We start from the raw sequence: 26,626 nt of genomic DNA on the forward strand, positions 1-26,626 counted from the left end.
AATGAGCGATGGCGACTGAGGAATCCAGAAAGTATCGGGTTGTACACGTAGGCACGGGACTGACCGGCAAGGAGGCGCTCCGGGCGATCCTCGGTGATCCGGCGCTGGAACTTGTCGGAGTCAAAGTATCTACGCCCGAAAAAGCGGGAGTTGATGCGGGTCGCCTGTGCGGCGAACCGGAGGTCGGGATATCGGCAACCGACGATCTCGACGCGGTGCTGGCTCTGCAGCCCGACTGTGTCACATACTGTGCCACCGCCGTCCGGCGCGAGAATGACGCGATCGCCGACATCGTCACCTATCTCGACGCGGGGATCAACGTTGTGACGATCTCCACGATCCCGATGGTGTATCCGCCCGCAGCACCACCTGAGTGGCGCGCGGCCGTCGAAGCCGCAGCGGCAAAGGGAAATTCGACCTTCTACGCCACCGGCGCCGAGCCGGGCTTCATTAGTCTCAACATCCCTACCGCCCTGCTTGCCGGCGCCGGGACCGTCGATTCCTACCGGATGGACGAATACGCGATCGACCTGGACAAGTCCTATCCCGTCTGGGACGTCCTGCATGAATCCATGGGCTTCGGAAAGCCGAACGGGCATGTGCCCGCTCGAATCGCGTCGGGCAAGGTCAACCATGACTGGGAGACCGTGGTGCGCTACATCGCCGACATCCTCGGTCTGGAACTCGACGGAGTTGAACTGGATTGGGAAACACTGCTCGCACCAACGGATCTGGAAACCGCAATCGGCGTAATCCCGGAAGGGACGATTTGCGCGCACCGTTGGCAGCTCGCCGGCATCATCGACGGTCGGCCAGTGGTCGCGGTGCAGTATTTCGCAACGGTGAGTTCCACACCCTGGCCGCAGCGATGGCCGAGGCCGTCGAGGACGGCGGAGGGCGGCATGGTCATCCGGATCGAGGGCCGGCCCAGTATGTGCCTGGAGCTGTACTTCGGACAGTCACCGTCGGATCGGGTCAATCCGGGTGTGTCCGCGACAGCGCTGACAGCGGTCAACTCGGTACCCGAGGTCGTCGACGCGGCCCCTGGTGTGCTCACGAATCCCTTGGCAGGTCCGGCGATCGTGACCAGGCAATCGCGAACGCGCCCGGCCCAGTGAGCCGCTCGCGCGAATCAGCCAGCCGACGCCCGAGCGCGATGTGGTCGAAATTGCGCCGCAAATCCGGCGCAATCAGAACCTCGGTCGCGGGTTGCTTTGCGATGAAAAGCATCTCACCTTACCCACACCCGTGACCGAAGCAACGAAGGACGAGTTGGGCGAGCGTCTCGGTGCGCTCATCGGCGAACCGCTCAGCCGGTCAAGGCGCCAAACCTCACCCTACAATGCTGCCTTCACGCAGGAAGTTCACGGTGTACGCCTGATACGTCAGGCTGTCGCGATCGAGGCCGATGAGATCGAGGCAGGGGTGCCACTCCCGTGAATCGACGAACCAGTCCCAACGAGTGATCTGGCCCTCGTCATTGGTCCATACGTAATCCCATTCGTGAAGCTCGAGCACCGTCCCATCGGCCAACGTTCCCGCATAGGTGTCGCGCGCCGCAAACCCCCACTCGGCAGGCCGGCAGTCGAACGGGGTGACGATCCGAAAGTCGGGCATGTGCTTCCACCACATGCGAAATTCGCAGGTAAGCATGTCACCGTCGGGTGCGTAGTGTTGCATGGCTGCCAGAACCTCTTCGGAGGCAAGGTCGGCCATGACATGATCGGCGCCACCGTTGAACAGGGGGCACATCATTACGGCGTCCGGCGCGTAGACCCACTCGTCACCGTAAGTGATCTTCTTCGTCTCCGGGGCCCTAGCGTATGCCTCCCATTTCGAGTGGGCCAGCCTGTGGTGCAGGGCAACTCGATCAGAGGTCATGCTCTTTGGTTCCTGCGCACGGGCACATTGGACCACCCACAAACATTGGCCATCGCCACCCGCCGCAGTCCGCTGCGGTCGACTTCATAGTCAGGGAGGAGATCGAGCAGCGCCTCGAGCGCGATGCGGCTCTCCATCCTCGCCAGCGCTGCCCCCAGGCAACTGTGCACGCCATACCCGAACGCGAGGTTGAAGCCCATCCTGCGCTCCCGGTCGATGTCCAGCCGGTCGGGGTCGGGGAACATCCGTTCGTCGCGGGTCGCCGAGCCCGTGACGAGCAGGACTGCGCTGCCTGCGGGAATGGTGCTGCCGTGCAGAGTCACATCGCGGGTGGCGGTGCGTACCTGGTACTGCGAGGGCGCTTCATAGCGCAACAATTCTTCGATGGCGGCGGGCACCTTCCTGCGGTCCTTCTGCAACTTCTGCCACTGATCCGGAAAGTCGGCGAAGGCGACCATGGCGTTGCCGACGAGTTTCGTCACCGTCTCGGCGCCCGCTCCCCCAAGCATCGTCGCGAATCCCGTGATATCGACATCGGTGAGCTTCTCCACCTGCCCGTCCCGCTCGATCTCGGTCTCGATGAGCCGGCTGATCATGTCGTCACGCGGTTCGGCGCGGCGCTGCTGCACAAGATCGTAATAGTAAAGCCCGGTTTTCATCGAGGCTTCCCGGCCCGCGGCGGTGGTGGCGATCCCACCCGGGCGGCGTTCAAGAAGCAGATCCAGCCAAATGCGGATCTGGTCGCGATCCTGCTTGGGCACCCCGAGCATGGTGGTGATGACCTCATTCGGGAACAAGGCCGAGAAATCGGCCACCACGTCGAACGACGACGGATTGAGCGCGTCGACGCGTTCGTAAACCTTCTCGCGCACCATGTCTTCCAACGCCGCGATCGCGCGCGGCGTGAACACGTTGCTCACCAGCCTGCGCATCTTCTGGTGCTCGGGTGGATCCATCGAGATGATCACTTTGGGCAGTGGTATCGCGTCGTCGTGCGCCTGAACCATATCCAGCGTCGCACCCTTTGCCGACGAATAGGTTTCGTGGTCCTTGGTGGCGGGTGCCACGTCGTCGTAGCGGGTCAGTGCCCAGAAATCCCACTTCGGGTTGTAGTAGACCGGGGCACTGTCGCGCAGGCGCCGGTACGTGTCGTACGCCCCGTTGAAGAAGTCTTCAGAGAAGGGATCGAATTCGACGTGGCCTTCTGAAACCTGTTGTGGCGTAGAAGGAGTCACAGAATCGCTCCGGCCACTTTGTAGGCTTCGATGGTGTCCCAATCCAAACCTGCCTCCATCAACACCTCTTCGGTGTGTTGGCCGTGTTCGGGGGCTCCCGAAGGCACAACTGCTTGTTCGTCGAATTGGACGGGGTTGGTGGGCAATGCGAAGGGCGAACCGCTCATCGTGGTCGTGTTGGCGATATACCCATTGGCGGTCACCGCCGGGTCGTGGCACACCTCGGCCGGCGTCTGCACCACACCCCACGCACCGGAGAGGCCTGCGAGCGCTTCCCGCCAATCGGCCAGTGTGCGTTGGGCAAAGGCGTCGTCCATCAACGAGATGAGCTCCGCACGGTTGGCGAAACGCGTTGCCGCGTCGGCAAAGCGCGCATCGTCGATCAACTCGGGCAGGCCGATGGCACGCATTGCTTCCGCGTAGAACTTGTCCAGTTGCAGCATCATCAGCTGAACGTAGCGATCGTCTTTCGTCCGGTAGGTCCCGACCAGGGGGTTGGGCGCGTCGGCGTGGCGCCAGCTCGGAACCGCACCGCCACCATGAATCTGGCTGACCGCGATGTCGGGACTGATATTCCAGGCCGCAAGCCCGAGGAGGGAGACATCCACCACCGATCCTTGACCGGTGGTGGCCTTTCGGTACAGCGCGGCCGCGATACCGCCGGCGATCGTCATCCCTCCCAACAGGTCGCCGAAGGCGGGTCGTGATCGCACCAATTCCTCAGCGTCCTCGGTCAGCATGGTGGCGATCCCGCCGCGCGCCCAGTACGAGACGCCGTCATAACCGGGCTTGTCGGCGTCGGGCCCCTTCGGGCCATGGCCCGAGCCGCGTACGTAGACGATGTGGGGGTTAGCGGCCCTGATGTCATCGACGTCGATGCCCATCTTTTTGCGGCGGCTTGGTAGGTAGCTGGTGAGGAATACGTCGCAGGTCGCGGCCAGCTTGCGGATGACTTCCTGGCCGCCCGGAGTGCTGAGATCGACACCGATGGACTTCTTGCCCCGATTCGGTATTTCGATCATGTAGTTGACCGCGCCGCCGCCTTCGTCGACGATGCCCATCGTGACGAGGCCGCGTTGCGGATCACCTCCTGTGCGCGGCTCGACCTTGATGACCTCGGCGCCCCACTCCGCCAGCACGGCGCCGGCTGACGGTACGAAGGTCCACGCGGCCACCTCCAACACCCGTACACCGTTGAGTACTTTGTCGACGGAAATGACGGCCTCCATGGGTCGCGGTAGCACGGTGCGAGCGCACCAACAGTACGGCAACGGCGGTAATGCTCGTTTACATCTTCGAGAATGTCAGTTTCAAGAAGAATTGTAAACCGCGGCAGCGCCGGCGCCGCCAGCGCCCAAAACGGTTAAGGACGCGCCGACAGCCGTTCGGGCGCGCCCGGATCTCCTTCGGCCCAAAAAGCCCGCCACGTTGGCATCCGTTGGGGCATGGCCGCAGGCAACCGGACGTCGCTGGGCCAGCGCATGAAATCTGGGCCGGGTCGTTCCGTCACATCGACCGAATACCAGGGATGCTCTCGTCGTTTGACAAAGCACCATTGGCCGTGGCGCCGTTCGTAGACGTCGTCGTAACGCATCGTGATCACATACCAGCCGTCGCCGTCTTCGTGTTCCGCGCGGCAGTAAATCGCTCCCGTCGCGTGATCGGCGTCGACAAAGTCAAACTGGTGACCGCAGATCAGGTGGATGCTTCGGTAGAAACGCCGCAGCACACGGTCGTACCAACGCCTCAACGCATCCCGCCCACACCCCTCGGCTCCGGCGTCGACATCGTCGACGAAAAGCGCCACCAATGCGTCGAGATCGCGGGCATCGAGGGCCATCGCATACTTGCTGGGCAATTGACTGATCGCGAGGCTTGACTCCACTCGGTCCAACCGGTCATCGGCGGTCGAGCTCTTCAATCCCGGGACCATGGCGACATTGTAGGCGTAAGCCGCCGAATGAGAACTGATGTTCTCGTTTATCGGAAAGGCTACTATCCTGCGCTCATGCCCTTTCCGACGATCTTGCCGACGATCCCGGCACTGGTGAGGTTTTGTGCCGCGCGTTTCGGCGACAGGCAGTTCCTCATCGCGGACGGGCGAAGCTTGTCCTACGCCGATCTCGACCGGCGTTCGGCCGCACTGGCCGCGGCCCTGCTGGCGCAGGGCATCGGCAAGGGTGACCATGTCGGAATCCTGATGCCCAACGGCATCGACTGGGCCCTGGCGTGGTTTGCCACCACCCGCATCGGCGCGGTCGCCGTTCCACTCAACACGTTCTACAAGGCCTCCGAACTGGCATGGACCGCCCGACATGCGGACCTGAACGCCATCTTGGCGTGCTCACGGTTTCGCAATCACGACTTTTTGACCCGGCTGGAAGATGCGCTGCCGGGTCTCGCGGGTCAGGACCGGCCGGGCCGCATCATGGTGCGCAAGGCCCCGTTCCTGCGGACCGTTGCCGTGTGGGGACCGTCCGATCGGGCTTGGACAACGCGGATCAACGCCGGCGACGCGCTGCAGGCCGCCGACGCCGACTTCCTCGTCGATGTGGAATCGTGCGTGACTCCGGCCGACGAGGCGGTGATCATTTACACCTCAGGCAGCACCGGTGACCCGAAGGGTCCGGTGCACACCCAGGGAACGATAGTCCGCCACACCTACAACCTCACGTTCATGTACGGCGTCACCCAAGACGACGTGATGTTCACCGCCATGCCCTTCTTCTGGGTGGGAGGACTGATCACCGGATTGCTCGCGGTGATCCACCACGGCGCGACCCTGGTCACCCAGCCGGCGTTCGACGCCGGGGAGGCCTTGGAGCTGATGGAGCGCCACCGCGCGACGATCGCATTGGGTTGGCCCCAGCAAGGGAAAACACTGGCCCAGCATCCCGAATTCGCCTCACACGATCTCAGTTCGGTTAAGCGCACCAGCATGCCCGCCATGGTCTCGCCGCAGCGTCAGCCCAAGGGCTCGAGCGGCCTGGGAATGACAGAGCTGTGCGGCAATCACCTCGGCGTTGACCCGTATTTGCCGCAACCGCCGGATCGGTCCGAAACCGGCGGCCTGCCGATCGAAGGGTTACACCATCTGCTGGTCGACACCGACACGGGACAGCCGGCGCCCAATGGCACGCCCGGCGAAATATGGGTGCGCGGATACTCGTTGATGCAACGCTTGCACAAGTGCGAGCGCGAGGACGTGTTCACGCCCGACGGCTACTACCGAACGGGCGACTGCGGCATCGAGTACGACGACGGCTGGATCCGGTTCACCGGACGGTTGGGCGATCTGATCAAGACCGGTGGTGGCACAAACGTCACCCCCAGCGAAGTTGAATTGGCACTAGCCGACTGCGACGGCGTGCTCGAGGCATACGTGGTCGGCGCCGAGAGCACTGAGCACGGAACGGTGGTCGCAGCGGCGGTGGTGCCCCGCGGTGAATCGGCGCTCGACGCCGAGTCTTTGCGGGCGCAGCTGCGCGATCGGCTGTCGGCGTACAAGGTCCCCAAGCACATCTGGGTCACCGCCAAGCGAGAACTTCCGTTCACCGCGACCGGTAAAGTCAAGAAGTCGGAGCTGGCGCAGCGACTCAGCGAACAGTTGCGCTCGACTACGGGCTGACCGGTTGCCCGTCGGGCATATTCGTGGTCATCAGGGTCAAGGGGATGCCGAATAACGGCTCCAATTTGACTTCGCTGAGTTCGAATCCGTCGCCTTCGTGCCGCTGCCGGAAGTCGGACTTCACGCCGTACCTTGCGGCGATGTCCTCGCCCGCAGCACAATCCGCCGTGCGTACGATGACGGAGAACAGACCGTCGCCGTTGCGCGCGAGGAAGTCCGCCGCGGTACCGGCATCCGTTGGTGCCGTGGCGGTCGGGGCGATGAGCTCGAACCCGCGGTCCCAGTCGAGGCGAACCTGCAGACCAAGGTGCTCTAACTCGAAAGCCTGGAACTGAAAGCCCAAAGCGCTCAGGTAATCGGCAGCGCGGTCGAGGCGCTCAAGGGCGACGGCGAACACAACGTGGTGCAACTGCGGCAGCTGGGGTGACATGCCAAAGACTCTACGAGCGAATAAAGAGAGATTTCAATTTCCGGAAATATCGATTCTCGTTGCGGTAGATTCGCGGCTGCACACCCACACGTCCTGGCGGAGAGGCGCTTTGTGGCACTCGAGCAGTTCAACCTAGAGGGTCAGGTCGCAATTGTCACCGGCGCCGGGCGCGGCGTCGGCGAGGGTATCGCCAAGGTCCTTGCGGAAGCGGGCGCCACGGTGGTCGGTACGGCGCGTACGACGTCCGAGGTGGAGCGGACGATCACGGACATCGAAGAATCGGGCGGCAGAGGACTCGCAATCACCGCCGACGCGCTACAACGCTCCGACAGCGAGCGCGTGGTCCAGACCGCGATCGACAAGTTCGGCCGCATCGACATCCTGGTCAACAACGTCGGTTTCGCAACTTACGGCCCATTTCTGGGCCTGACCGACGACAACCTCCGGCAGACCTTCGATTATTGCGTCACTTCCGCTTTCATCATGAGCCAGTTGGTCGTGCCGCACATGCTGGCGGTGGGCCGGGGCTCGATCGTGAACATCTCGTCAGGAGCGGGCCGATTCGGGATCCGGGGATTACTGCCCTATTCCGTGGCCAAGGGTGGACTCGAAGCCCTGACCCGCGCCATGGCCCAGGAGCTCGCCCCCAAGGTCCGCGTCAATGCGATCGCCCTGGGCGCATTCATGACGACTGGGCTGCAGTCCAGCTTCGACCTGATGCCCGGCTCCGAAGAGAAGCTGAAGGAGCTGACGCCGCTGCATCGTATCGGTGACGTCGCGGACCTCGGCCGGCTGACGTTGTACCTGTGCACCCGCGATTGCTACGCGACGAACTCGACCTTCATTGTCGACGGCGGCCTCCAGGGGCCGAATTCCTCTCTGCCCATCCCCGATCTGTAGCCAGAGGCACCCGACAAAGGAGTAACCAGCATGGCAGAGAAGGTTTTACGCGTCGCCGTAATATCGACGGGCGGGGTCGGAAGCATCGCGTTGCGGGCCATCCACCGACGTGCACACCTCGATCTGGTCGGTGTATGGGTGCACAGCCCCGAAAAGACGGGTCGCGATGCCGGCGACGTTGTCGGGCTGGGCCCTATCGGTGTGACGACCACCGCCGATCTGGACGACATCATCAAGCTCAAGCCCGACTGCGTCGTCTACGCGGCCGCGAGCGAAGAAATGGATGCGGCCGCGGTTCGCGACTATGTCCGATTTCTGAAAGCCGGCATCAATGTGGTCACCACCAACACACCGGGAATGATGTTTCCGGACAGATGGATCCCCGACCTGGCCGACCAGGTGCGTGGTGCGGCGCTGGCCGGTGGAGCCACGATATACACCTCGGGTATCGAACCGGGGTTCGCGGGCGATCAGTTCGCGGTGTTGCTGTCGACCTTATCCAACACCATCCGCACCGTCCGGGCACAAGAGATCTTCGACTACTCGGCCTATCCCAACGAGTACCTGATGTTCGACGCCATGGGCTTCGGCCGCCCGCTCGACTTCACGCCGCTGCTCGAGCTGGAAGGTGCACAACAGTTTGCCTGGGGACCACCGATCGGTCTGGTGGCGCGCGCATTAGGGGTTGAGCTCGACGAGGTCACCGAGAGCTACGAGCGCGTGATCACCCCGCGTGATCTGCACGTGGCATGTGGATTGATCCCGGCAGGCACGTGTGGCGCGGTGCGGGCCGAGACCACTGGAATCGTCAACGGCCAACCTGTGATCACCATCGAACACATCAACCGCATGGCGCCCGATCTGGCACCCGAGTGGGCGTCGGCACCGCACGGCACCTACCGCATCGTCATCGAGGGCGAGCCCCACATCCACTGCGATCTTCGGTTCGGTACCGAACCGACCGCTCAGTCAGCGAACGACGATGCGATGGAGGCGACGGCGATGCGGGTGGTCAACGCCATCCCTTACGTCATCGATGCGGCACCGGGCATCGCGACGTCGTTGGACCTGCCGATCACCGCGCCGCGCAACGCGGTGGATGTGAGCTAAACGGTGAACATCGGGCCGCGGGGAGCGCCCCTTACCTCGTTGCCGCCGTCGATCGCAAAGCTCTGCCCCGTCATCCAACTCGACTCAGGTCCTGCCAGGTAACGGACGCCCGGGGCGATATCGTCAGACACCCCGAGGCGGCCCAACGGGACGCGTTCGAGGAAGCTGCTGGTCAGCTCTTCCAGGTGGATGTAGCCCTGGGTGGTGGCCGCCTCGGTCAGGCCCGGCCGGACGGCGTTGACACGAATTCCCTTGGGTCCCAATTCCGATGCAGCGACCCGGATCATCATCTCGAGTGCGGCCTTGCCCGCCGAGTAGTGCCCCAGACCCTCCATCGGGATCTTCGACGACGTCGAGGAGATGAACACGATCGACCCACCGTTCGTCATCAGCGGTGCCGAGTAGCGCAGCGCCAAAAAGTTCGACCGCAGATTGCCCATCACGAAGTTGGTGAAGGTCTCGAGATCGAGCCCAGTCAGTGGTCCGGTGCCGCCGGTGGCCACAGTGCCCACGATGATGTCCAGCCGGCCTTTGACGTCGTAGGCCGCCTGCGCGGCGCTCGCGACGGTGGCTTCGTCTTCCGGATCGCCCTGCTGTAGCACAATTTCGGCCTGCGGAACGACGGCGAGGATGCCGTCTCGTGTCGCGTCAAGGCGCTTGGTCGATCTGCCGAGGAGATACAGCGCGGCGCCATCCGCGGCTAGGAGTCGGGCACTCGCTTGCGCGATCCCCGCCGATGCACCCAGGATGAACGCGGTCTGACCATCGAGTACTCCCATGCGACCTTTCCCTCTTCGTCCAGCCCGTAGCGCGAGCAGGCGACTAAGGCGCCGACATTACCACCCCAGAACAGTCGTTCTCAGAAAACGATAGATATTGTTCTCAGTGGCCAGGCGTGGTGTAGCGTACCGGTGTGGCCAGCATGACCGGCAAGGTTGTACTTATCACCGGTGCCGCCCGCGGTCAGGGCCGAGCGCACGCCGCGAGGTTGAGCGCCGACGGCGCCGACACCATCCTCGTCGACATCGCCGGCCCGCTGCCGCCAAGCGTCCCCTACGACTCGGCCACTCCCGAGGATCTGGCGCAAACTGCCGACCTTGTGGTGGCAAACGACAGGCGCGCCGTCACGGCGATAGTCGACACCCGTGACCATGACGCCCTCTGCGCCGCCGTCGACAAGGCTGTTGCCGAACTCGGCAGACTCGACGTGATCGTCGCCAATGCCGGCATATGTTGTCCGGCTCCCTGGGACCGGGTCTCCCCCAGCGATTTTCAGGACACCATCAACATCAACCTGGTCGGGACCTGGAACACGGTCATGGCCGGCGCGAAGCACATCATCGCCGGTGGACGTGGCGGATCGATCATTCTGATCGGATCGGTGGCGGGGGTAAAGATGGAGCCCTTCATGGTGGCCTATACGGCGAGCAAACACGGCGTCACAGGGCTCGCCAAATCCTTCGCCGTCGAACTCGGCCGCTACGACATCCGGGTGAACAGCCTCCATCCCGGATCGGTCGCGACACCCATGGGTAGCGGGCGGATGATCGAAGCGATGCAGGAGGCGGCGGAGTCCTATTCGCATCCTCAGTACGGCTTCAGCAAGCAACTCATCCCCAACGCGGTGACGATGCCGGAGGATGTCGCCAACGCCGTTGCGTGGCTGGCCTCAGACGAGTCGAGGTTCGTCACGGCCGCGGCGATTTCCGTCGATGTCGGCGTCGCTCAGGCTTAGCAGGACGGCGCTCAGTTCGGCCGGTCGGGCGAAAAACGGCGAGTGTCCGCCGTCTAACTCAATGACCCGGGCGCCGATGCGGCCGGCCGCATTGCGCCGGGCCCAGGACTCTCCCACCGCGCGGTCGTCGCGCATGAGCACGTAGGTCGAGGGCGTGTCGGGCCAGCGGTCGATCGGGCATCGTTCGGTGAACACGGTGAAGGATTGGTGTCGCAGTTCTTCGAAAGCCCGGCGCGCCAGGGATTCCGGGCAATCATGGTAAAACCCATCCCGCACCGACTCCCAGCCGAGACCGAACGGTCCGGAACCGTGTTCTGTCGGCTCCGGAAAGGCGATCGCATCGGGATTGGCGGCCAGATGGTCGGCGAACGACTGTCCGGGCACGGGCAGGAGGCCGCCGACGAAGACCAGACGTCGCACCGGGTGCAGCGTGGCGACGACGGGCGCACACAGGCCGGAGAGTGAGTGCGCCACAACGACGACATCCTCGACGAATTGGGCGGACGCGCACCCGACCCGGGCCCCCTCGATCGCATCGATCGCCACGCGCGCCCATTCCAGCGCACCCGCCGAGTCGGTGTCGACCGGCAAATCCGGCGCCACCACACGATGACCTCGCCGCGCGAGTTCCACGGCAACCGAGTCCCAGCACGAGCCGTAGTGCAGCCCCCCGTGCAGCAGGGCGAACAGCGTCATCGTTGAATCCGCGAGAGCCGCGTGACGATCTCGGGCCCGGCCAGGGGCATATCCGCGATTGCGTCGTCTTCGCGACGGACCGCTGTCGCGCAGTGGGACACACAATCGGGTTTCAGCGCAATGACTTCCGCGATGACGTTCGTCGCCACCACGCCAACATCTCCCAGTCCGCCGAGGCGGCCCGCGTCAGTTCCGACTTTGCTCGGCGTTGAGACATGTACCCCGATGAGATCCAGTGCAGGGTCCAAGATCGTGGCCCGCAGCGCCTCTGTGCCCGTGGGGCCCGTGCCGATGTGGACGACACGGTAGCGACCGACGGCATGATCAGTCATCCCCGCTCCCTTCGGACGTCTGAGGTGGCTCACTTGTAGAAAGGCCCCGGTTTGCCCGCCTTCTCCAGATGCCCGTATGGGTCATAGACCTTGATATTCGGATACGGGTTCTGCTCGTACGCAGGCTTGGACAGTCCCGCGGTCCGCAGCCCCGCCAGTATCACCAGCGGTACGGCGAAGGATACGAGGCCCACCGAGGCCGACACGAGGAGCCGTCGCGTCAGCGTCAGCTTGTCGCGGCCGGGTGGTGCCGGCAGCCGCCGGGCGATCCGGTTGATGAGCACCAGCTCGCCTGCCTGGTCCCGGACGCACATCACGGCGACCATCGCGAAGATGAACGAGTCATACACCGCCATGATGAGCGGGAAATGAATATGGCCGATCTGCAACGTCGGCCCGACCGCCTCGGTGTAGTAGAAGATGCCGAACCTCATCCAGGTGAACTGGACGACTCCGTTGAGAGGTAGGGCGATGACGAACGAGCCGACAAAGACCGCGGCAAGCCGATGGCGCGCCAGCCAACTCGTGGGCCGAATCAGGGGTTCGAGGAATCGATTGTGCAGCTGCAGAATCCCCAGGCCGGTCAGCAGGTAGTACGCGGCATAACCCCCGAGGAACGACAGCGCGGGTTCGAGGTTCGGCGAGATGTTCACGTACGGCCATGACAGCGGGAAGTGCAACATCCGGGGGTCGAAGATCGCGAACGTCGCCCAGTTGGCCAGCGGGTCCAGGGCGCCGGTGATCAGCCCCGCGAACGCGATCACCACCGTCCAATGCACGTCGTGTTGCCTCACCGAGAGCCACACCAGCGTGGCGATCAGCCCGATGGCCATCGGGACGGAGCTCAGGGCGACCACCAGCGGCCAGTCGTCGAACCCGAGGAACGGCGGATACGGTGCCGGCCCCGGGTGTGGGTTGGTGCTGCGCGGATCCCCGTGCGTACCCGATTGCATCGTCGCGACGGTCACGATCGCGAATACCACGTACCCGGCTATGAACAACGCCCATCCCGCGCGGGACAGCGGCGAAGAAACGCCGACCCGAACGGGCCGAGAGGACCCGGAATCGGGGCTGGTGTCCACGACGTCCGTCATGCCAAACCCCGACGTTCCTTTCAACTTCTACAGCCCGGCCTCATGAGAATATGCGTTATCGACAGCGACAAAAAGACTTCGGGACGAGTTGATCCAACTTCAGCCCGCCGCCTCGGCGGGTGTTGCGCTGTTGCCCTTGATGACGGGCATGTTCGTCCACGCGCCACGGTCGTCGCGATACCACCCCGCGGCGGCCAACGCACCGCCGTCGGCGTGCACCACAGTCCCCGACACCCATGCCGCCAGCGGGCTCGCGAGAAACAAGATGCAGCCCGCGATGTCCTGCGGGGTTCCGAAGCGGCCCAGCGGAATCCAGCGCGGAATATTGTGCCGCTGTGATTGGTGGATCATGCGGTCCAGCGGGACCTGGGCGCTATCCGTGGTTTCCGGCGCCACGGCATTCACCCGGATGCCCTCCGGGCCTAGCTCGAGGGCGAGGCTCATGGTAAAGCCGGTCACCGCCGCCTTGAAGGCTCCGTATACCGCGAAGTGCGGTATACCCCGGAAGCCCTCGATCGACGAGACGTTCGTGATGCTCGCGCCGCCGGCGGCGGCACGCAGCAGCGGCAGCATGGCCCGGCTGACCAGAAAGATGTGCTTGAGGTTCATCCGATATATGTCGTCGATCTGCTCGTCGGTGAGCCGCTCGAAAGGTGTCGGCCGCGTCATGAAGTGACCGACGTTGTTCACCAGCGCGTCGAGGCGCCCGTAGCGGCTGCCGATGGCATCGGCGAGCGCCGACACGTCGGCCGCTACGGTCGCATCGCCGGTGACCACGAGCCCCCGATCGCCGAGTTCGCTGCGCAGGTCCTGCGACCGCACCTCGTCGACCTCGAGTACGACGACCGACGCACCCAGGCCGGCAAAGGCCGTCGCGGTGGCGCGCCCGATGCCCGCGCCACCGCCGGTGACGAGCACCACCTTGTCGTTGAAGTCGATCATTCCGCCTCCTGTTTTGCGCCGCCGAGGCACAAATGATCCGGCCGCGACGAGAATCCTGATTCTCGCATGCGAGAATAGCGGCTAACCTTCAGTTACGGATTCGGCCAGAGGAAAGCGGGCTATGAGCGACCGGCACTCCAACATCGCGGGGACGCGGATGCTGATCATCGGGGCGTCCTCCGGCATTGGACAGGCGCTGGCGATCGCCGCCCACTCCCGGGGGGCTCACGTCGCGCTCGCCGCACGGCGGGTGGAGCTGCTGTCGGACCTGGCCGATCGGCTGCACGGATCGGCCCATGAATTGGACGTTTCGGACCCGCGGGCCGTGGAGGCCGTCGTCGCCGAGGTCGCCGCGAACCTGGGCAAGCTCGACGCGGTGGTGTTCACCAGCGCCGTGGTGCCCTTCGTGCTGATCGAAGACACCGATGTGGAGACCTGGCTGCATTCCTACGCAGTCAATGCCGTCGGTGCCTCCCACGTGCTTCGGGCGGCCCTCCCCCACTTGACCGATGACGCCACGGTCGTCGTCGCGTCCAGCCATGATGTAGGCCGCCCCCGCGTCGGCGTGGCCGCCTACCACGCCAGCAAGGCCGCGCTCGACGAGATCTTGCGATCCTGGCGGGCCGAGCATCCCGAACTGGCCGTGATCCGGGTTAGCGTTGGCCCGACCTGTGACACCGAGATCCTGCGCGGCGCCGACCGCGATTTGCTGGCCGATCTATACCGGGCCTGGGCGCGGGCCGGCCAGATTCCCGACGAGATGTCCACGGTGAACGACGTCGCCAACGCGATGCTGTCCCTGATCGCAATTTCACGCGCAAACCCCACCGTCGTCAGCGAGATCGTGCATCTTGCGCCGCGGATCACCAAGACTCGGTGACACTACGAACCGCGAAGGGTGGATGACTGAATGGATCTTGGTTTCGAGGGCGCAACGGCGGTCGTGACCGGCGGCAGCAAGGGGATGGGGCTGGCGATCGCCGAGAGTCTCGGGGCGGAAGGCGCCTCCGTGGCTATCATGGCGCGCGGTCGGACGGCGCTGGACTCGGCCGCGAGGCGAATCCGCGCCGCGGGGGCACCCGAAGTACTCACCATCAGCGTCGACATGTCCGATGCCGATTCCATCGCGTCGGGCTTTGCCTGCATTGGTCATGCGTGGGACACCCTGAACGTCCTGGTGCACACCGTGGGTCCGAACGCGGGCGCGTTCGACGACCTGGACGACGACGACTGGCGCGCTGCATTCGATCTCGGCACCCTGTCCGCGGTGCGATCCGTGCGGGCCGCGCTGCCGATGCTGCGACCAGCCGAGTGGGCCCGAATCGTCACCCTCTCCGCGCACTCCATCCAACGACAGAGCTTGCGGCTGGTCGCCTACACGGCAGCGAAGTCGGCGCTGTCCAGCTTCACCAAGAACTTGTCGAAAAGCCTTGGAGCCGAAGGAATTCTTGTGAACTGCGTCTGTCCGGGAACCATTGTGACGGCGAGCTTTACCGAGGTCCTGCGGGATGCGCTTGCCGCGGATGGGCTCGACTCGTCGGATCCGAAGGACGTGATGAGGTGGGTCGAGAAGACCTACGGCCATCCGTGCGATATCGGTCGCGCCGGGCTACCCGAGGAGATCGCCTCCATCACCACATATCTGGCGTCGCGACGCAACGGCTATGTGACGGGTGCGACCGTCAACGTCGACGGCGGATCGGACTTCATCTGACCCTCCTCGCCCATCCATCCGGCTCTGAATGGAGTTGAGACATTGACCGCAAGTTCCCGGCGTCTTCGAGTCATCCAGTGGGCAACCGGTGCCGTGGGGACCGAGATGATCAAGACCATCCTCGACTACCGGGCCGACCTCCAGCTGGTCGGAGCGCGGGTCTACTCCGATTCAAAGAACGGCATCGACGTCGGGACGCTGGTGGGCCGGAACCCAGTCGGCGTCAACGCAACCACCGATGTCGCGGACATTCTCGCGATGGAGGCCGACCTCGTGCTCTACGCGCCGTCGTTCACCAGTCTCGACGACGTGTGCGCGCTACTGGAGAGCGGCAAGAACGTTGCGACCGTCTCGTTCCTTTTCCACCCCCAGCGCATCGGCGATGCGGACCGTCGACGGCTGCTGGCGGCCTGCCGCAAGGGCAACAGCACGATCCACGCGAGCGGCCTCAACCCGGGCAACCTATCTGGTGTGTTGCCGCTCGCGCTGTCGGGTATGAGTCGCTCGATTGAGAGGTTCAGTCTGCAGGAGCGCGCGGACTGGTCGCTCTGGGAGAGCACCGAAATAACCTTCGACGGAATGTGGTTCGGACGACCGACCGAGGACATCACCCCGACGGCCAACGAGTTCCTGACATTCAACTCCGCCCTGTTCACCCAGCAGACCTGGTTCATCGCCGACACGTTGAACGCTGCCATTGACGATGTCACGGTCACTGTTGACGCAGTGCCCGCCACCAAGGACTTCGAGATCTTCGACCACCGGGTTCGCGCCGGCACGACAGCCGGTCAGCGGTGGAACTTCGTGGGGAATCGTCGCGGCGAGCCGATCATCGAATTCGAGACACTATGGACGGTCGGCGGCGAGTATCCGGAGCACTGGCCCACACCGGATGACGGCTGGACCCTCACGCTCGAAGGCGACCCGTCCATGCGCGTGCACTTCTTCTGCCTGGCCAGCTACTCGCGGCCGGCGTCGGTCGCCGAACACGTCCGAGCGGGTCTTGTCGCGGTTGCGCTACAGGTCGTCAACGCCATACCGGCGATATGTGCCGCCCCCGCGGGTTTCGCCACCATGGCGGACCTGCCGCTGATACGCAGTTACACCGGTTTCGGTGACGGGCCCATAGTCATCAAGGATTGACATCGGGCTGGCCCGGCGCAGCCGCACACCAAAGATCATTGCGCCAAGGCATCGGTTCGGTCAGGAATTCGGCTGCGACTCAGAAGGAGCCGCCGCGAAAACATACTCCATTTCATCGAAGATACTGCCGGGCACCAAGATATCTGATGGGTCGAGGATACGGTCGAGATTGGCCGCCACGTCCTCGGCGTCGAAGGCACCATCGGCGGCGAACCAGCCACGGGTCACACCGATCTGCAACGCGGCCACCCGTCCACGGAAAGCGCTCAGGACCTTTTGTGTCAGGGTGCAGCTCTCACTGGCCAGGTAGGCAACGACCGGTGCCACTTGATCGAGCCGCAGCGTCTGCAGGAAGGCCCGAGCATCGGCCGTGCGGCCGGCCTCCCCCATCAGTGCCATGGCCATTCGCGTGTCGCCCATCGGCATGATGGCGTTGGCGTGTATGCCGTGCGCCGCGCCCTCGAGCGCCGCGACGTTCATCAACCCGAGCATCCCCGTCTTGGCCGTGGCGTATCCGGTCAAGCCCGGCTGCCCGAAAACCCCCGCTGCGGAGGAAACGAACACCAGTCGGCCGTATCCGGCGTCCCGCATCACCGCGAAACCCGGTCGGATGACGTGAAATGCGGCCAACACGTGGTGCCGCAGCAGCGCCTCGAAGCGTTCGGTCGGCCAGTCCGGCAACGCGTCGTCGTGGATGATGCCGGCGTTGGCGACGATCGCGTCCAATCGTCCGAATTCGCTGACGGCCAGGTCGACGGCGTCCTGCCCCCCTTGTTCGGCGCTGGCGTCCGAGGCGCACGCCACCGCCCGTCCCCCCGCGGCGCAGATCGCGGCGGCGACGTCATTAGCCGGTTTCGGGTCGCTTCCACTTCCGTCGGTTTCGGCGCCGTTGTCGTGGACCACCAAGGCGGCTCCGCGACGGGCCATTTCATGGCAATACGCCTCGCCGAGGCCGCGGGCACCGCCGGTCACCAGGACGACTCGATCGGTGAACGAGACCAATTTCAGCCTTCCGCACGCAGCGACGCGGCGGACGCGGCACCGCGCTCGGTCCAGTGGGCGACGAACGGGGTGATCGTCGAAAGGTCGTAGAGCCCAGGCTCGGCCGCGACCACGGCCGGGATGGCGTTGACGGCGTGCATGGCGGTGGCCAGGCAACCTTGCTCGGCGTGATCCTCCTCATGCGAGCCGATCACGAGATGAAGACTCATGTTGGGCTTGCCCTCGAAGACCACCTGATAGCCGATCTCCGTCGGCCATTCGGGCGCCAGGTCGTCGGCCATCCTGGTGAGATGCTCCACGGCGAGGGTGGTGTCACCGCAGTCGACCTCGACGCCGAAGCGCATCGCCCCGACCGTGCCCGCGGGGATCTCTCCAGCCGCCACCGTCAGGGGTCGCGGTGTTGTGGCGACTTCGCGGAACCCCTCGACGGACCGAATCTCGAGCCCGAGGGCCTGCGCCAGGATTGTCGCGCTGCCGATCCACGCGCTTGCCGCGTAGTCGGTGTTCGTCAGCAGCGGGGTGGTGTCGTCCGGCGCATGCCCGAAGCCCATCGCGTTGAAGATCAGGTCGTGGCTGGCGTAGGTCGAGTAGTTCAGCACCTCCCGTACGTTGATCCGGTCGGTGCGCTCGGTGAGGCGGGACAGAATGGGCACCAGCGACTCGCCGACGAAGCCCGGGTAGAGGCCGAGCCCAAGGAATGACGAATCGCCCGCACGACAGGCCTTCTCGATTGCGTCGGCCAGCGATTCGTGCAGCGAGCGGGGATGCACGAACCGGCTACCGGTGGCCACCACGTTCTTGCCCGACGCCAAAAGATCGCAGACGTCGGCGAAGCAGCCGGGCGTGTCGGTTTCCACCTTGCCCATGTAGAGCACCACATCGGCATCGGTGCCGATCACGGCATCCCGATCGGCGCAAGCGAGCACCCCCGTTTCGGAGGCCCCGCACAGGGCGCCCGCATCGACGCCGGCTTTCGCCGGGTCGTAGACGCGCACCGCGACGAGTTCCAGGTCGGGGCGGCCCAGGACATGGCGCAGCGCCATCATTCCGGTCACCCCGGTCGCCCATTGGATCACGCGAGTCATGTCAGTCGGGTCCGTTCAATCCCAGACCACGTCGAGACGGGGCGGTGAACGGAACATCGTGCCGCTCACATAGGGGGGCGGGGCGTCGGGGTCGAGCCGCAGCCCCGGCAATTCGTCGAAGAGCGCGTTGAAGAACTTGGTGCTCTCCAACCGGGCCAGATGCATCCCCAGGCACAAGTGCGCACCGTGGCCAAACCCGATGTGCGGCTTGCGTTCCCGGAAGATATTGAAGGTTTCGGGGTCCGGCCAGCGCGTCTCGTCGTGATTGGCGCTGCCCAGGTTCACCATCATCGTCGATCCCCTCGGGATGTCGAGCCCGAAGAACTCGGTGTCAGTAGTGACCTCCCGGATGAAATTCAGCAGCGGCGTCTCCCACCGGATGCCCTCCTCGATCGCCTGGGGCAACAGGGTGCGGTCGGCGCGAACCGCGTCGAGTTGGTCGGTGTGGGTCAACAGGGCCAGCGCGAGGCTCGCTGTCGATCGCGACGTGGTCTCCGCTCCGGCGGGCAGGAGATTGCGCATGAATCCGTAGATTTGCTCGTCCGACATTTTGACGCCGTCGATCTCGGCCCGCGACAGGATCGTCACCATGTCGTCCTTCGGCGACTTGCGCCGGTCGGCCAGCACGCCGATGAAGTACTCCTTCATCTCCGCCGACGCCTTCATGGCGGTCTCCATGTCGGCGCGAAAGCCCAGCAGGTCGATGGCCAGCCGGTGAAACTCCCCGATGTCGGACTCGGGCAACCCGAGAAGGGCCGCGATGATCCGGACCGGGATCGGCATGAACACCGCGGCCACCAGATCGGCACGCTTGTCGTCGCGGATCCTCGCGATCGTCCGATCGACCAGCGGCCCGACGAGTTCGGTGTCCCAGCGTTTCATCGAGGACTTCGCGAAGGCGAATTCGTGCAACCTGCGGTATGTCGCGTGCTCGGGTTCCTGCATCTCCAGAATCGTCGGACCCTGCAACGGGCGCACCATATCCTCGTAGATGCGGGTGCTGAACGTGACGTTGTCGGTGAACACGGCCTTGACGGCGTCGAACGAGTACGCCGTGAACGTCTGCTTGCCGCCGGGTCCGTCACACGGAACGCCCATCTCCGGCCAGCCCGGGTGAACGGGCGCCTTTTGCCGCAATTCGCGCAGCAGCGGGTACGGGGTCGCGTCGCCGTCGGCGCCCATCCCGGCGTTGAACTTCTCCTGCGCCTCGCGGATGCGCTGCTCGATGTCGTCGTCAACCTTCGGCTCCGCCACGTGCCACCTCATAAGCCCGTCAACCTACATATTGTCGGTTGCAAACCTACATGATGTAGGTTGAATGAACCAGAAGGCTTACATCGCGAAACCGCAACCTGGAGCGTTCGATTGGTTATTCGAGTCGTGCAGTGGGCGACCGGCGCTGTGGGCCGGGCCGCGCTCCGAGAGCTTATCGAGAATCCCCGTTATCAACTGGTGGGGGTCCTGGTCTACGACCCGGCGAAGACAGGGCTCGATGCGGGCGCGCTGTGTGGTCTCCCGCCGACGACCGGCGTGATCGCGACGGCGGACAAGGACGCGATCGTCGCGCTGGGCGCCGACGTCGTCGTGCACACGGCCAGCAAGGCACACGTCATCGAAACGAACGCCGAGGACATCTGCCGCCTACTCGCGGCGGGGAGCACCGTCATCACTACGACGTCGTATAACCATTTGCCGACCTACGGGGCGGAAACCGAGTCCGCGTTCGTCGAGGCGTGCCGACAAGGTGAGTCGCGTTTCCATGCTGCCGGCGAGAACCCCGGGTTCATGTTCGAGCGACTGGTCGCCACGGTGACGGGGCTGAGCAAGACTATCGACCGGATCGACCTCTATGAGGCCACTGACGTTTCGGCCGTGGACAGCCGGCCGATGCTGGTCGACCTCATGGGCATGGGGAGACCGCCGGAAGACGTCAGTATCGATTCCCCGATCATCAAGAAGCTCGATATGGCGTACCGCCAAGCGCTCAACGCCACGGCCGACGTCCTCGGGATCACCCTGTCGCACATCGACGTGGCGGTCGACGCCACCACCCTGCCGCACGACATCGAGGTACCCGCCGGCACTATCGAGGCGGGAACGGTTGTCGGGCAGAGGTTTTCCTGGGTCGGGCACTGGTCGGGCCGTCCGCTGCTGGCCATTCACGAGGAGTGGGTCCTCACCCGCGACCTCCCCCAGTGGGGCATGGCGCCGCTGGCGCCCGGCGAGAAGGCGCCCCTCATCCGCGCGGTCATCAAAGGCGAGCCGAGCTTCGAACTCCAGCTCGACGTGGGATTCGACGGCTCGGCGCAACCCGGTCAGCACGCCATGCCGGGCCACCTGATGATCGCGATGGGCGCGGTTCGCGCGATTCCGTATGTGCTTGCCCAACCGCCCGGCATCGTGACCGCGCCGGTATTCGGCGCGATCCAACTAGCGTGAGGCGCGCGCGACCGCCCGGGCAATGTGGTCGCTGGGCGCCGCGTGGAAGACATGCGCACTGCCGTCCGGCAGCACCCTGCGGGCAATGAGATAGTCCGATCCCATCCAGCCCTGCCGGATGAACCGGCCGAACCGCAGGAACGTTCCGGGAGCGCCGCTGGCCGACGGGATCAGCTTGACCTGCTCGATCCCGTTCTTCACTCCCTCCCCGGTGAGCGGGCGTGCCGCCGCGAGGCCGCGCACGATCACGGTCGCCGCGTCGTGCGACAGCCCGGGCATGGAGTGCGCGGGCCGACGACCGTATCTGGCTTCAAAGCGGTCCAGGAAGGCCTGACCGACGGTGTTGCGCTCGTCGTAGCTGTCCAGGCCGATCCAGCCGGACAACTGCTGCCTCCATTCCGCGTTGATGTGCGCCATTTCAAAGGCCGTCGTCGTGTACCGCGGGGGATCCCAGCCGGCGGCCAGCAGCGCGTCCGTGAACCCCCACAGGCCATGCCCGAACCCGACGTGCACCAACGCGTCGGGCTCCGACGCACTCAGCGCGGCGACCGCGTTGGCCTTGTCGGCCTCCACCTGCGGAATTGCCACGGTCGCAACGACCTTCAAGCCGGCGGCGTCGTAGGCTCGTTCGGCGAAGGCGAGGTATTCCTTTCCGATCAGTGACGACTCATAGGCGATCGCGATCCTCGACCGCCCGTCCCCGATCATCACCGCCGCCAGCATCACCGGCTCCTCGGCCATCGAGCCGTTGTTCAGCGCAAAGCACCACTCTCCGAGCGCACCCTCGGACCCCGACAGGGTGACGATCGGAACGCGAGCCGTGGCCTCGACACGGGAGCGCAGCGGCACCACGTTGTCCGATACCCACGGCCCGTAGATGGCCAGACATCCCTCCGCGACCAGCTCGTCGAAGGCGCGTTCGACCGCGAGGTAGGTGCCGTTCGGCAAGCCCACCACGTTTCGGGTGACGAGTTCGATCGGCCGGTCGATCAGCCCGGAGGACACCGCTTCATCCATCACCAGCCGCAGGGCGTCGATGCTGTCGTTGTCCGTGTCGCCGGAAGTCGGATAGTCATTGAGCAAGCCGACTTTCAGGGGAGCGACCGAACCGTACGCGCGAACGCCGTCGTCTGCCATAGCGGCAACATACCGGATGAAGGTTGTGTAATCGCCACCGTACGGAAACAATGATTCGCGAAACTGCATATTCGGCTTCCGGAGTGCTCGCTCCCGTCTGGCCTCACGCGAAGGGGACACCATGACGCTCGCATCACCACTGGAATCGAGCGTGTCCGCGGCCGAGAAGAAATATCGCGTGATCCAGTGGGGCATGGGCAATGTCGGGACCTTGGCGCTGCGCCACTTCGCCCACAACCCCCTCTATGAGGTGGTCGGAGTGCTCTGCAACCGCCCGGAGAAAGTTGGCAGGGATGCGGGAGAACTGGTCGGGGTGGGGCCGATCGGCGTGCTCGCAACCACGGACAAGGCCGCCCTGGAGGCCCTTGACGCAGACTGCGTGTTCTACGCGCCGCTCTGGTCGGACGTCGACGAGATCTGCCGACTGCTGCGCGGCGGAAAGAGCGTCGTCGCCTCGGGTGGGGCCTGGTGGCATCGGACGGAAACCAACAGCGCCGACATCGACAAAATCGAGGCGGCGTGCCAAGACGGTGGAACGTCGTTCCACGGAGGCGGCATCCACCCCGGCTACGCGGCGGACCTGCTCGTCCTGACGCTGGCCCGGATCGTCGGCAAGACCGACCACATCCACATATACGAGGCGGTGAACTTCAACAAGGACACGCTGAAGTACTTGGACGAGATGGGATTCGGAAAGACACCGGATCAGTTCGCCAAGGGCAATCTCTTTCAAGATGCATGGTCGTTGTTCGCGCAATCGCTGACGATGGTGGTCGAAGGCTTGGGCAAGAGTGTCGACAAGTTCACGACAGATGTCGAACTGGGCCTGGCCACCCGCGACATCCCGTATGAGGGCACTGCGGACATGGACATGCCCGGCCTGCGAGGTGTGATCAAGACGGGCACCGTCGCATCCCAACATCACCTCTGGACGGCGTGGGTGGACGGCAGGCCGTTCATCACCTTGCACGAGCTCTACTCGTTCATCGAGCACGACGCCATCGACCCGAGGCCCGATTGGGAACCGTATTACCACTACCGCGTGGTGATCGACGGTGACCCCGGCACCGAGCTCATCCTGCGCGGCAGCCCGCAGGCGCGCGAGCACGCGAAGCCCGGTTACATCGGCTACGCATGGACCGCGATGGAGCCCGTGAACTCCATCCCCGCCATTTGCGATGCGCCGCCGGGTTTCAAGTCGCACGCCGATCTTGGACTCATGACGGTTCGCGGGATCGTGCGCTGAGGCAGCCCGTCCCGACGCTCAACATTCAAACTGAAGGTTGCTACGATCGTCGGCATGGCGAAGCGTGGCGGGGCGGACGAGGATCGACGCGCCCGGGGCGAGCAGACCCGTCGCGACCTGATCGACGCGGGTCGCGAGCTGTTCGTTGAACACGGGTTCTTCAACACGAGCATCAGCGACATCGTGACGAGGTCGGGTGTCGGGACGCGCGGCGCCTTCTACCACCACTTCAAGGACAAAGCCGAGCTCTTTCGAGCGGTATTCGAAGATGTCGAAAACGATCTCACCCTCCGGTCCATTGCCGCTCCCCCGCCGGGCGCGGACGCCTGGGAACGGCTCACGCGTGGATTGCACGGATTCCTTGAAGCCGCAATGGAACCCGCGGTGCAGCGGGTGATACTTGTCGACGGACCGGTGGTGCTGGGCTGGCAGACCCTGCGCGAAATCCAGAATGGCAACAGCATCGCCCTGATCAACGAGGTGATCCGCGAGGCGATCGCCGAGGGCACCATCGACGATCAACCCGTCGGGGAACTGACGCACATGCTGGTCGCCGCGCTCGAGGAGGCCTCGCTCCTCGTCGCGCACTCCGCAAACCCAAGGAGCGCGCGTCGCCGGGCCGCCAAGATCCTGGACCGGCTACTGCTCTCGTTTGCCGCCGAGCCGCACACGACGCTGCGGCGCTGAGCGTTGAAGCCGAAGTATGCAGGCCACGTCCGTCATCAGCGGAAATGAATATTTTCATAAATCGAAATAGTTACTCTGCCTATCTGATAGCCTCGTTCTCAACCTCTGTGCAAGGAGACTCATGCAGCCCGAAGACATGATTTTGGTCAGCGTCGACGATCACCTGGTGGAGCCGCCGAACCTGTTCGAGGGCAGGCTTCCAGGCAAGTACGCGGACGCGGCGCCCCGGGTCATCCGCCGGCCCGACGGCTCGGAGGTGTGGACTTTCAACGACGCCATCATTCCCAACATCGGGCTCAACGCTGTGGCGGGACGCCCACGCGAGGAGTATGGCGTCGAGCCGACCGCTTTCGACGAAATGCGGCCCGGGTGCTACGACATTCATGAGCGGATCAAAGACATGGATGCGGGCGGCGTGCTGGGATCGATGTGCTTCCCGTCCTTCCCCGGCTTCGCGGGCCGGCTGTTCGCCACCCACACCGACAAGGACCTCGCCCTCGCCGTCACCCAGGCGTACAACGACTGGCACATCGACGAATGGTGCGGCTCGTATCCCGGGCGCTTCCTGCCCATGGGGCTGCCCGTGTTGTGGGATCCCGAATTGTGTGCCAAAGAGATCCGCCGCAACGCCGCCAAAGGCTGCCACTCGGTCACCTTCACCGAAAACCCCGCGACGCTCGGCTTCCCGAGCTTCCACGACGAGTATTGGGATCCGATGTGGCGGGCGCTGTCGGACACCAACACGGTGCTCTCGGTCCACCTGGGGTCCTCCGGCAAGATCACGATGACCGCCGACAACGCGCCCGTCGACGTCATGATCACCCTGCAACCGATGAACATCTGCTCGGCGGCCGCCGACCTGCTGTGGTCCCGCGTCATCAAGGAGTTTCCCGACGTCCGCTTCGCACTTTCCGAGGGCGGCACCGGCTGGATTCCCTATTTCGTCGACCGACTCGACCGGACCTACGAAATGCATCACCTGTGGACCGGCCAGGACTTCGGAAACAAACTGCCCAGCGAGGTGTTCCGCGAGCGCTTCCTGACCTGCTTCATAGTGGACCCGATTGGCGTCAAGCTGCGCCATGACATCGGCATCGACAACATCGCCTGGGAGTGTGACTACCCGCACTCGGACTCGTCGTGGCCCGCGGCAGCCGAGGAGCTTGCCCTGGTCATGGTTGACCTCCCCGACGACGAGGTCAACAAGATCACGTATGAGAACGCGTGCCGTTGGTACTCATTCGACCCGTTCCAGCACCGCACCCGAGAACGATGCACGGTCGGCGCCCTGCGCGCCGAAGCCGGTGACCACGATGTCGAGATCCGTAGCTTCGACCACGGCCGGTTCGAACGCACCGCGGGCGCGACCCTCGGCACTATGAGCGCCAAGCTCGATGTCTGACAACGGACAAAGCCCGCTGCGGGTCGCTGTCGTCGGTGCCTCCGCCGGCCTCGGACGATGCATCGGCATAGGGCTTGCCCAGCGAGGCGCACATGTCGCGCTGCTGGCGCGGCGATACGACAGGCTGGTTGATGCCGCCGGGGAAGCCGGCAACGGCGCGGTGGCCGTCGCCTGCGACGTCACCGTAGCCGACAACTGCCAGACGGCGATGTCCGAGGTGGTCGGCGCGCTCGGCGGGCTCGACGCACTGGTCTACACGACCGGCATGGGTGTGCTCGCGCCGCTGCGCGAGGTGACCGCGGAACAGTGGGCGCAACTGTTCGCCACCAACGTCACCGGCGCATCACTGGTCACCGCCGCCGCCGCGCCCCATTTGGCCGCGGCGGCGGGCGGGGCCGTTTACCTCTCGTCGCTCAGCGCGTCGTACACGACGCCGTGGCCGCTGCTCGGCGCATACGCGGTATCCAAGGCGGCGCTGGACAAGCTCGTCGAGGCCTGGCGCATCGAGCATCCGGAGATCGGCTTCACCCGTCTGGCCGTCGGCGACAGCCTGGGCGGCACCGGCGACGCGCAGACCGAGTTCAACAAGGCGTGGGACCCCGACGCCCTGGAAGCGGCTATCAGATACTGGATGGATAACAAATACATGCTCGGCGGCCTCGTCGACGTCGAGCACCTGGTTGACGTTGTCGATTCCGTTATCCGTTGCGGCAAAAGCAGTTTCATACCACAGCTGACTCTGGCCCCGCGCGCCTCTGATGCAGTGAAGGAGCTTCGGAATTGGTGAA

27 protein-coding genes are annotated in these 26,626 nt (G+C 64.6%); 13 read left to right on the plus strand and 14 right to left on the minus strand.

The window, feature by feature from the left end; translation table 11 throughout:
* Window positions 1–8: 8 nt before the first annotated feature.
* Entirely contained in the window at window positions 9–1,118 is a 1,110-nt protein-coding gene (locus G6N51_RS10110) for an NAD(P)H-dependent amine dehydrogenase family protein (RefSeq protein WP_232078315.1), read from the plus strand.
* 214 nt (window positions 1,119–1,332) lie between these two features.
* Here G6N51_RS10110 and G6N51_RS10115 read toward each other — a convergent pair whose 3' ends face one another.
* From G6N51_RS10115 to G6N51_RS10130, 4 genes are all read right to left on the minus strand, one after another.
* The gene (locus tag G6N51_RS10115) at window positions 1,333–1,881 is read right to left on the minus strand and encodes a hypothetical protein (protein ID WP_083168987.1); all 549 of its coding nucleotides are present in this window, start codon (window positions 1,879–1,881) and stop codon (window positions 1,333–1,335) included.
* Complete coding sequence (locus tag G6N51_RS10120) at window positions 1,878–3,116, minus strand: cytochrome P450 (protein ID WP_083168984.1); 1,239 nt, start codon at window positions 3,114–3,116, stop codon at window positions 1,878–1,880. The genes G6N51_RS10115 and G6N51_RS10120 overlap by 4 nt, the downstream gene beginning before the upstream one ends.
* A complete protein-coding gene (locus G6N51_RS10125; RefSeq protein WP_083168982.1) occupies window positions 3,113–4,345 on the minus strand; it encodes a CaiB/BaiF CoA transferase family protein in 1,233 nt (410 codons plus the stop codon). Before G6N51_RS10125 ends, G6N51_RS10120 begins: the two co-directional genes overlap by 4 nt.
* 134 nt (window positions 4,346–4,479) lie before the next feature.
* The gene (locus tag G6N51_RS10130; protein ID WP_083169244.1) at window positions 4,480–5,010 is read right to left on the minus strand and encodes a nuclear transport factor 2 family protein; all 531 of its coding nucleotides are present in this window, start codon (window positions 5,008–5,010) and stop codon (window positions 4,480–4,482) included.
* A 114-nt stretch (window positions 5,011–5,124) separates the two neighbouring features.
* On the opposite strand from G6N51_RS10130, the gene G6N51_RS10135 reads away from it, so the two are divergent.
* Entirely contained in the window at window positions 5,125–6,744 is a 1,620-nt protein-coding gene (locus G6N51_RS10135) for a class I adenylate-forming enzyme family protein (RefSeq protein ID WP_083168979.1), read from the plus strand.
* Here G6N51_RS10135 and G6N51_RS10140 read toward each other — a convergent pair.
* Window positions 6,734–7,174, minus strand: a complete 441-nt coding sequence (locus G6N51_RS10140) for a VOC family protein (protein WP_083168976.1) — start codon at window positions 7,172–7,174, stop codon at window positions 6,734–6,736. The genes G6N51_RS10135 and G6N51_RS10140 overlap by 11 nt on opposite strands.
* Before the next feature lie 111 nt (window positions 7,175–7,285).
* Between G6N51_RS10140 and G6N51_RS10145 the strand changes: the two genes are divergently transcribed.
* Together G6N51_RS10145 and G6N51_RS10150 are read left to right on the plus strand one after the other, a co-directional pair.
* Complete coding sequence (locus G6N51_RS10145) at window positions 7,286–8,074, plus strand: SDR family NAD(P)-dependent oxidoreductase (RefSeq protein WP_083168973.1); 789 nt, start codon at window positions 7,286–7,288, stop codon at window positions 8,072–8,074.
* 30 nt (window positions 8,075–8,104) lie between these two features.
* Window positions 8,105–9,184 (plus strand): NAD(P)H-dependent amine dehydrogenase family protein, encoded by a 1,080-nt coding sequence (locus G6N51_RS10150; protein WP_083168970.1) that lies wholly within the window; start codon window positions 8,105–8,107, stop codon window positions 9,182–9,184.
* On the opposite strand, the gene G6N51_RS10155 is transcribed toward G6N51_RS10150, so the two are convergent.
* A complete protein-coding gene (locus G6N51_RS10155; protein ID WP_083168967.1) occupies window positions 9,181–9,963 on the minus strand; it encodes an SDR family NAD(P)-dependent oxidoreductase in 783 nt (260 codons plus the stop codon). The two genes, G6N51_RS10150 and G6N51_RS10155, sit on opposite strands and share 4 nt — an antisense overlap.
* Before the next feature lie 143 nt (window positions 9,964–10,106).
* On the opposite strand from G6N51_RS10155, the gene G6N51_RS10160 reads away from it, so the two are divergent.
* Complete coding sequence (locus G6N51_RS10160) at window positions 10,107–10,919, plus strand: mycofactocin-coupled SDR family oxidoreductase (RefSeq protein ID WP_083169242.1); 813 nt, start codon at window positions 10,107–10,109, stop codon at window positions 10,917–10,919.
* On the opposite strand, the gene G6N51_RS10165 is transcribed toward G6N51_RS10160, so the two are convergent.
* The 4 genes from G6N51_RS10165 to G6N51_RS10180 form a co-directional block, all read right to left on the minus strand.
* Window positions 10,854–11,615 carry an alpha/beta fold hydrolase gene (locus G6N51_RS10165; RefSeq protein WP_083168965.1) on the minus strand — a complete coding sequence of 254 codons (762 nt, stop codon included), beginning with the start codon at window positions 11,613–11,615 and terminating at the stop codon, window positions 10,854–10,856. The two genes, G6N51_RS10160 and G6N51_RS10165, sit on opposite strands and share 66 nt — an antisense overlap.
* The gene (locus tag G6N51_RS10170) at window positions 11,612–11,947 is read right to left on the minus strand and encodes a hypothetical protein (RefSeq protein ID WP_232078319.1); all 336 of its coding nucleotides are present in this window, start codon (window positions 11,945–11,947) and stop codon (window positions 11,612–11,614) included. The genes G6N51_RS10165 and G6N51_RS10170 overlap by 4 nt, the downstream gene beginning before the upstream one ends.
* Before the next feature lie 29 nt (window positions 11,948–11,976).
* Window positions 11,977–13,041: a spirocyclase AveC family protein gene (locus G6N51_RS10175; protein WP_083168962.1), complete on the minus strand. Its 1,065-nt coding sequence runs from the start codon at window positions 13,039–13,041 to the stop codon at window positions 11,977–11,979.
* Window positions 13,042–13,140: 99 nt separating this feature from the next.
* Window positions 13,141–13,983: an SDR family NAD(P)-dependent oxidoreductase gene (locus G6N51_RS10180; protein WP_083168959.1), complete on the minus strand. Its 843-nt coding sequence runs from the start codon at window positions 13,981–13,983 to the stop codon at window positions 13,141–13,143.
* A gap of 121 nt (window positions 13,984–14,104) precedes the next feature.
* Between G6N51_RS10180 and G6N51_RS10185 the strand changes: the two genes are divergently transcribed.
* From G6N51_RS10185 to G6N51_RS10195, 3 genes are all read left to right on the plus strand, one after another.
* Window positions 14,105–14,863, plus strand: coding sequence for an SDR family oxidoreductase (locus G6N51_RS10185; protein ID WP_083168956.1), 759 nt, complete (start codon window positions 14,105–14,107; stop codon window positions 14,861–14,863).
* A 30-nt stretch (window positions 14,864–14,893) separates the two neighbouring features.
* Window positions 14,894–15,697 carry an SDR family NAD(P)-dependent oxidoreductase gene (locus tag G6N51_RS10190; protein WP_083168953.1) on the plus strand — a complete coding sequence of 268 codons (804 nt, stop codon included), beginning with the start codon at window positions 14,894–14,896 and terminating at the stop codon, window positions 15,695–15,697.
* 105 nt (window positions 15,698–15,802) lie between these two features.
* Complete coding sequence (locus tag G6N51_RS10195; protein WP_083169240.1) at window positions 15,803–16,840, plus strand: dihydrodipicolinate reductase; 1,038 nt, start codon at window positions 15,803–15,805, stop codon at window positions 16,838–16,840.
* A gap of 60 nt (window positions 16,841–16,900) precedes the next feature.
* On the opposite strand, the gene G6N51_RS10200 is transcribed toward G6N51_RS10195, so the two are convergent.
* From G6N51_RS10200 to G6N51_RS10210, 3 genes are read right to left on the minus strand one after another with little or no spacing between them, the layout of a single operon-like run.
* Window positions 16,901–17,812: an SDR family NAD(P)-dependent oxidoreductase gene (locus G6N51_RS10200; protein WP_158086179.1), complete on the minus strand. Its 912-nt coding sequence runs from the start codon at window positions 17,810–17,812 to the stop codon at window positions 16,901–16,903.
* Between the two features lie 32 nt (window positions 17,813–17,844).
* A complete protein-coding gene (locus tag G6N51_RS10205) occupies window positions 17,845–18,927 on the minus strand; it encodes an NAD(P)H-dependent amine dehydrogenase family protein (RefSeq protein ID WP_167528580.1) in 1,083 nt (360 codons plus the stop codon).
* 15 nt (window positions 18,928–18,942) lie between these two features.
* Window positions 18,943–20,181, minus strand: a complete 1,239-nt coding sequence (locus G6N51_RS10210; protein ID WP_083168947.1) for a cytochrome P450 — start codon at window positions 20,179–20,181, stop codon at window positions 18,943–18,945.
* A 126-nt stretch (window positions 20,182–20,307) separates the two neighbouring features.
* Here G6N51_RS10210 and G6N51_RS10215 point away from each other — a divergent pair, with 126 nt between their 5' ends.
* Window positions 20,308–21,366 (plus strand): NAD(P)H-dependent amine dehydrogenase family protein, encoded by a 1,059-nt coding sequence (locus G6N51_RS10215; protein WP_083168944.1) that lies wholly within the window; start codon window positions 20,308–20,310, stop codon window positions 21,364–21,366.
* Here the strand turns inward: G6N51_RS10215 and G6N51_RS10220 are convergent.
* On the minus strand, window positions 21,358–22,503 hold the full coding sequence (locus G6N51_RS10220) for an ABC transporter substrate-binding protein (protein ID WP_083169234.1): 1,146 nt from the start codon (window positions 22,501–22,503) through the stop codon (window positions 21,358–21,360). The two genes, G6N51_RS10215 and G6N51_RS10220, sit on opposite strands and share 9 nt — an antisense overlap.
* A gap of 121 nt (window positions 22,504–22,624) precedes the next feature.
* Between G6N51_RS10220 and G6N51_RS10225 the strand changes: the two genes are divergently transcribed.
* The 4 genes from G6N51_RS10225 to G6N51_RS10240 all read left to right on the plus strand — a co-directional run bounded on the left by G6N51_RS10225 (window position 22,625) and on the right by G6N51_RS10240 (window position 26,625).
* The gene (locus tag G6N51_RS10225; protein ID WP_083168941.1) at window positions 22,625–23,749 is read left to right on the plus strand and encodes an NAD(P)H-dependent amine dehydrogenase family protein; all 1,125 of its coding nucleotides are present in this window, start codon (window positions 22,625–22,627) and stop codon (window positions 23,747–23,749) included.
* A gap of 54 nt (window positions 23,750–23,803) precedes the next feature.
* Entirely contained in the window at window positions 23,804–24,436 is a 633-nt protein-coding gene (locus tag G6N51_RS10230) for a TetR/AcrR family transcriptional regulator (protein WP_083168939.1), read from the plus strand.
* A gap of 121 nt (window positions 24,437–24,557) precedes the next feature.
* Window positions 24,558–25,838, plus strand: a complete 1,281-nt coding sequence (locus G6N51_RS10235) for an amidohydrolase family protein (RefSeq protein WP_083168936.1) — start codon at window positions 24,558–24,560, stop codon at window positions 25,836–25,838.
* Window positions 25,831–26,625 (plus strand): SDR family oxidoreductase, encoded by a 795-nt coding sequence (locus G6N51_RS10240; protein WP_083168933.1) that lies wholly within the window; start codon window positions 25,831–25,833, stop codon window positions 26,623–26,625. Before G6N51_RS10235 ends, G6N51_RS10240 begins: the two co-directional genes overlap by 8 nt.
* Window position 26,626: the final 1 nt, after the last annotated feature.

Origin of the sequence: Mycobacterium paraseoulense, assembly GCF_010731655.1 — a bacterium.
Taxonomy (GTDB): Bacteria; Actinomycetota; Actinomycetes; order Mycobacteriales; family Mycobacteriaceae; genus Mycobacterium; species Mycobacterium paraseoulense.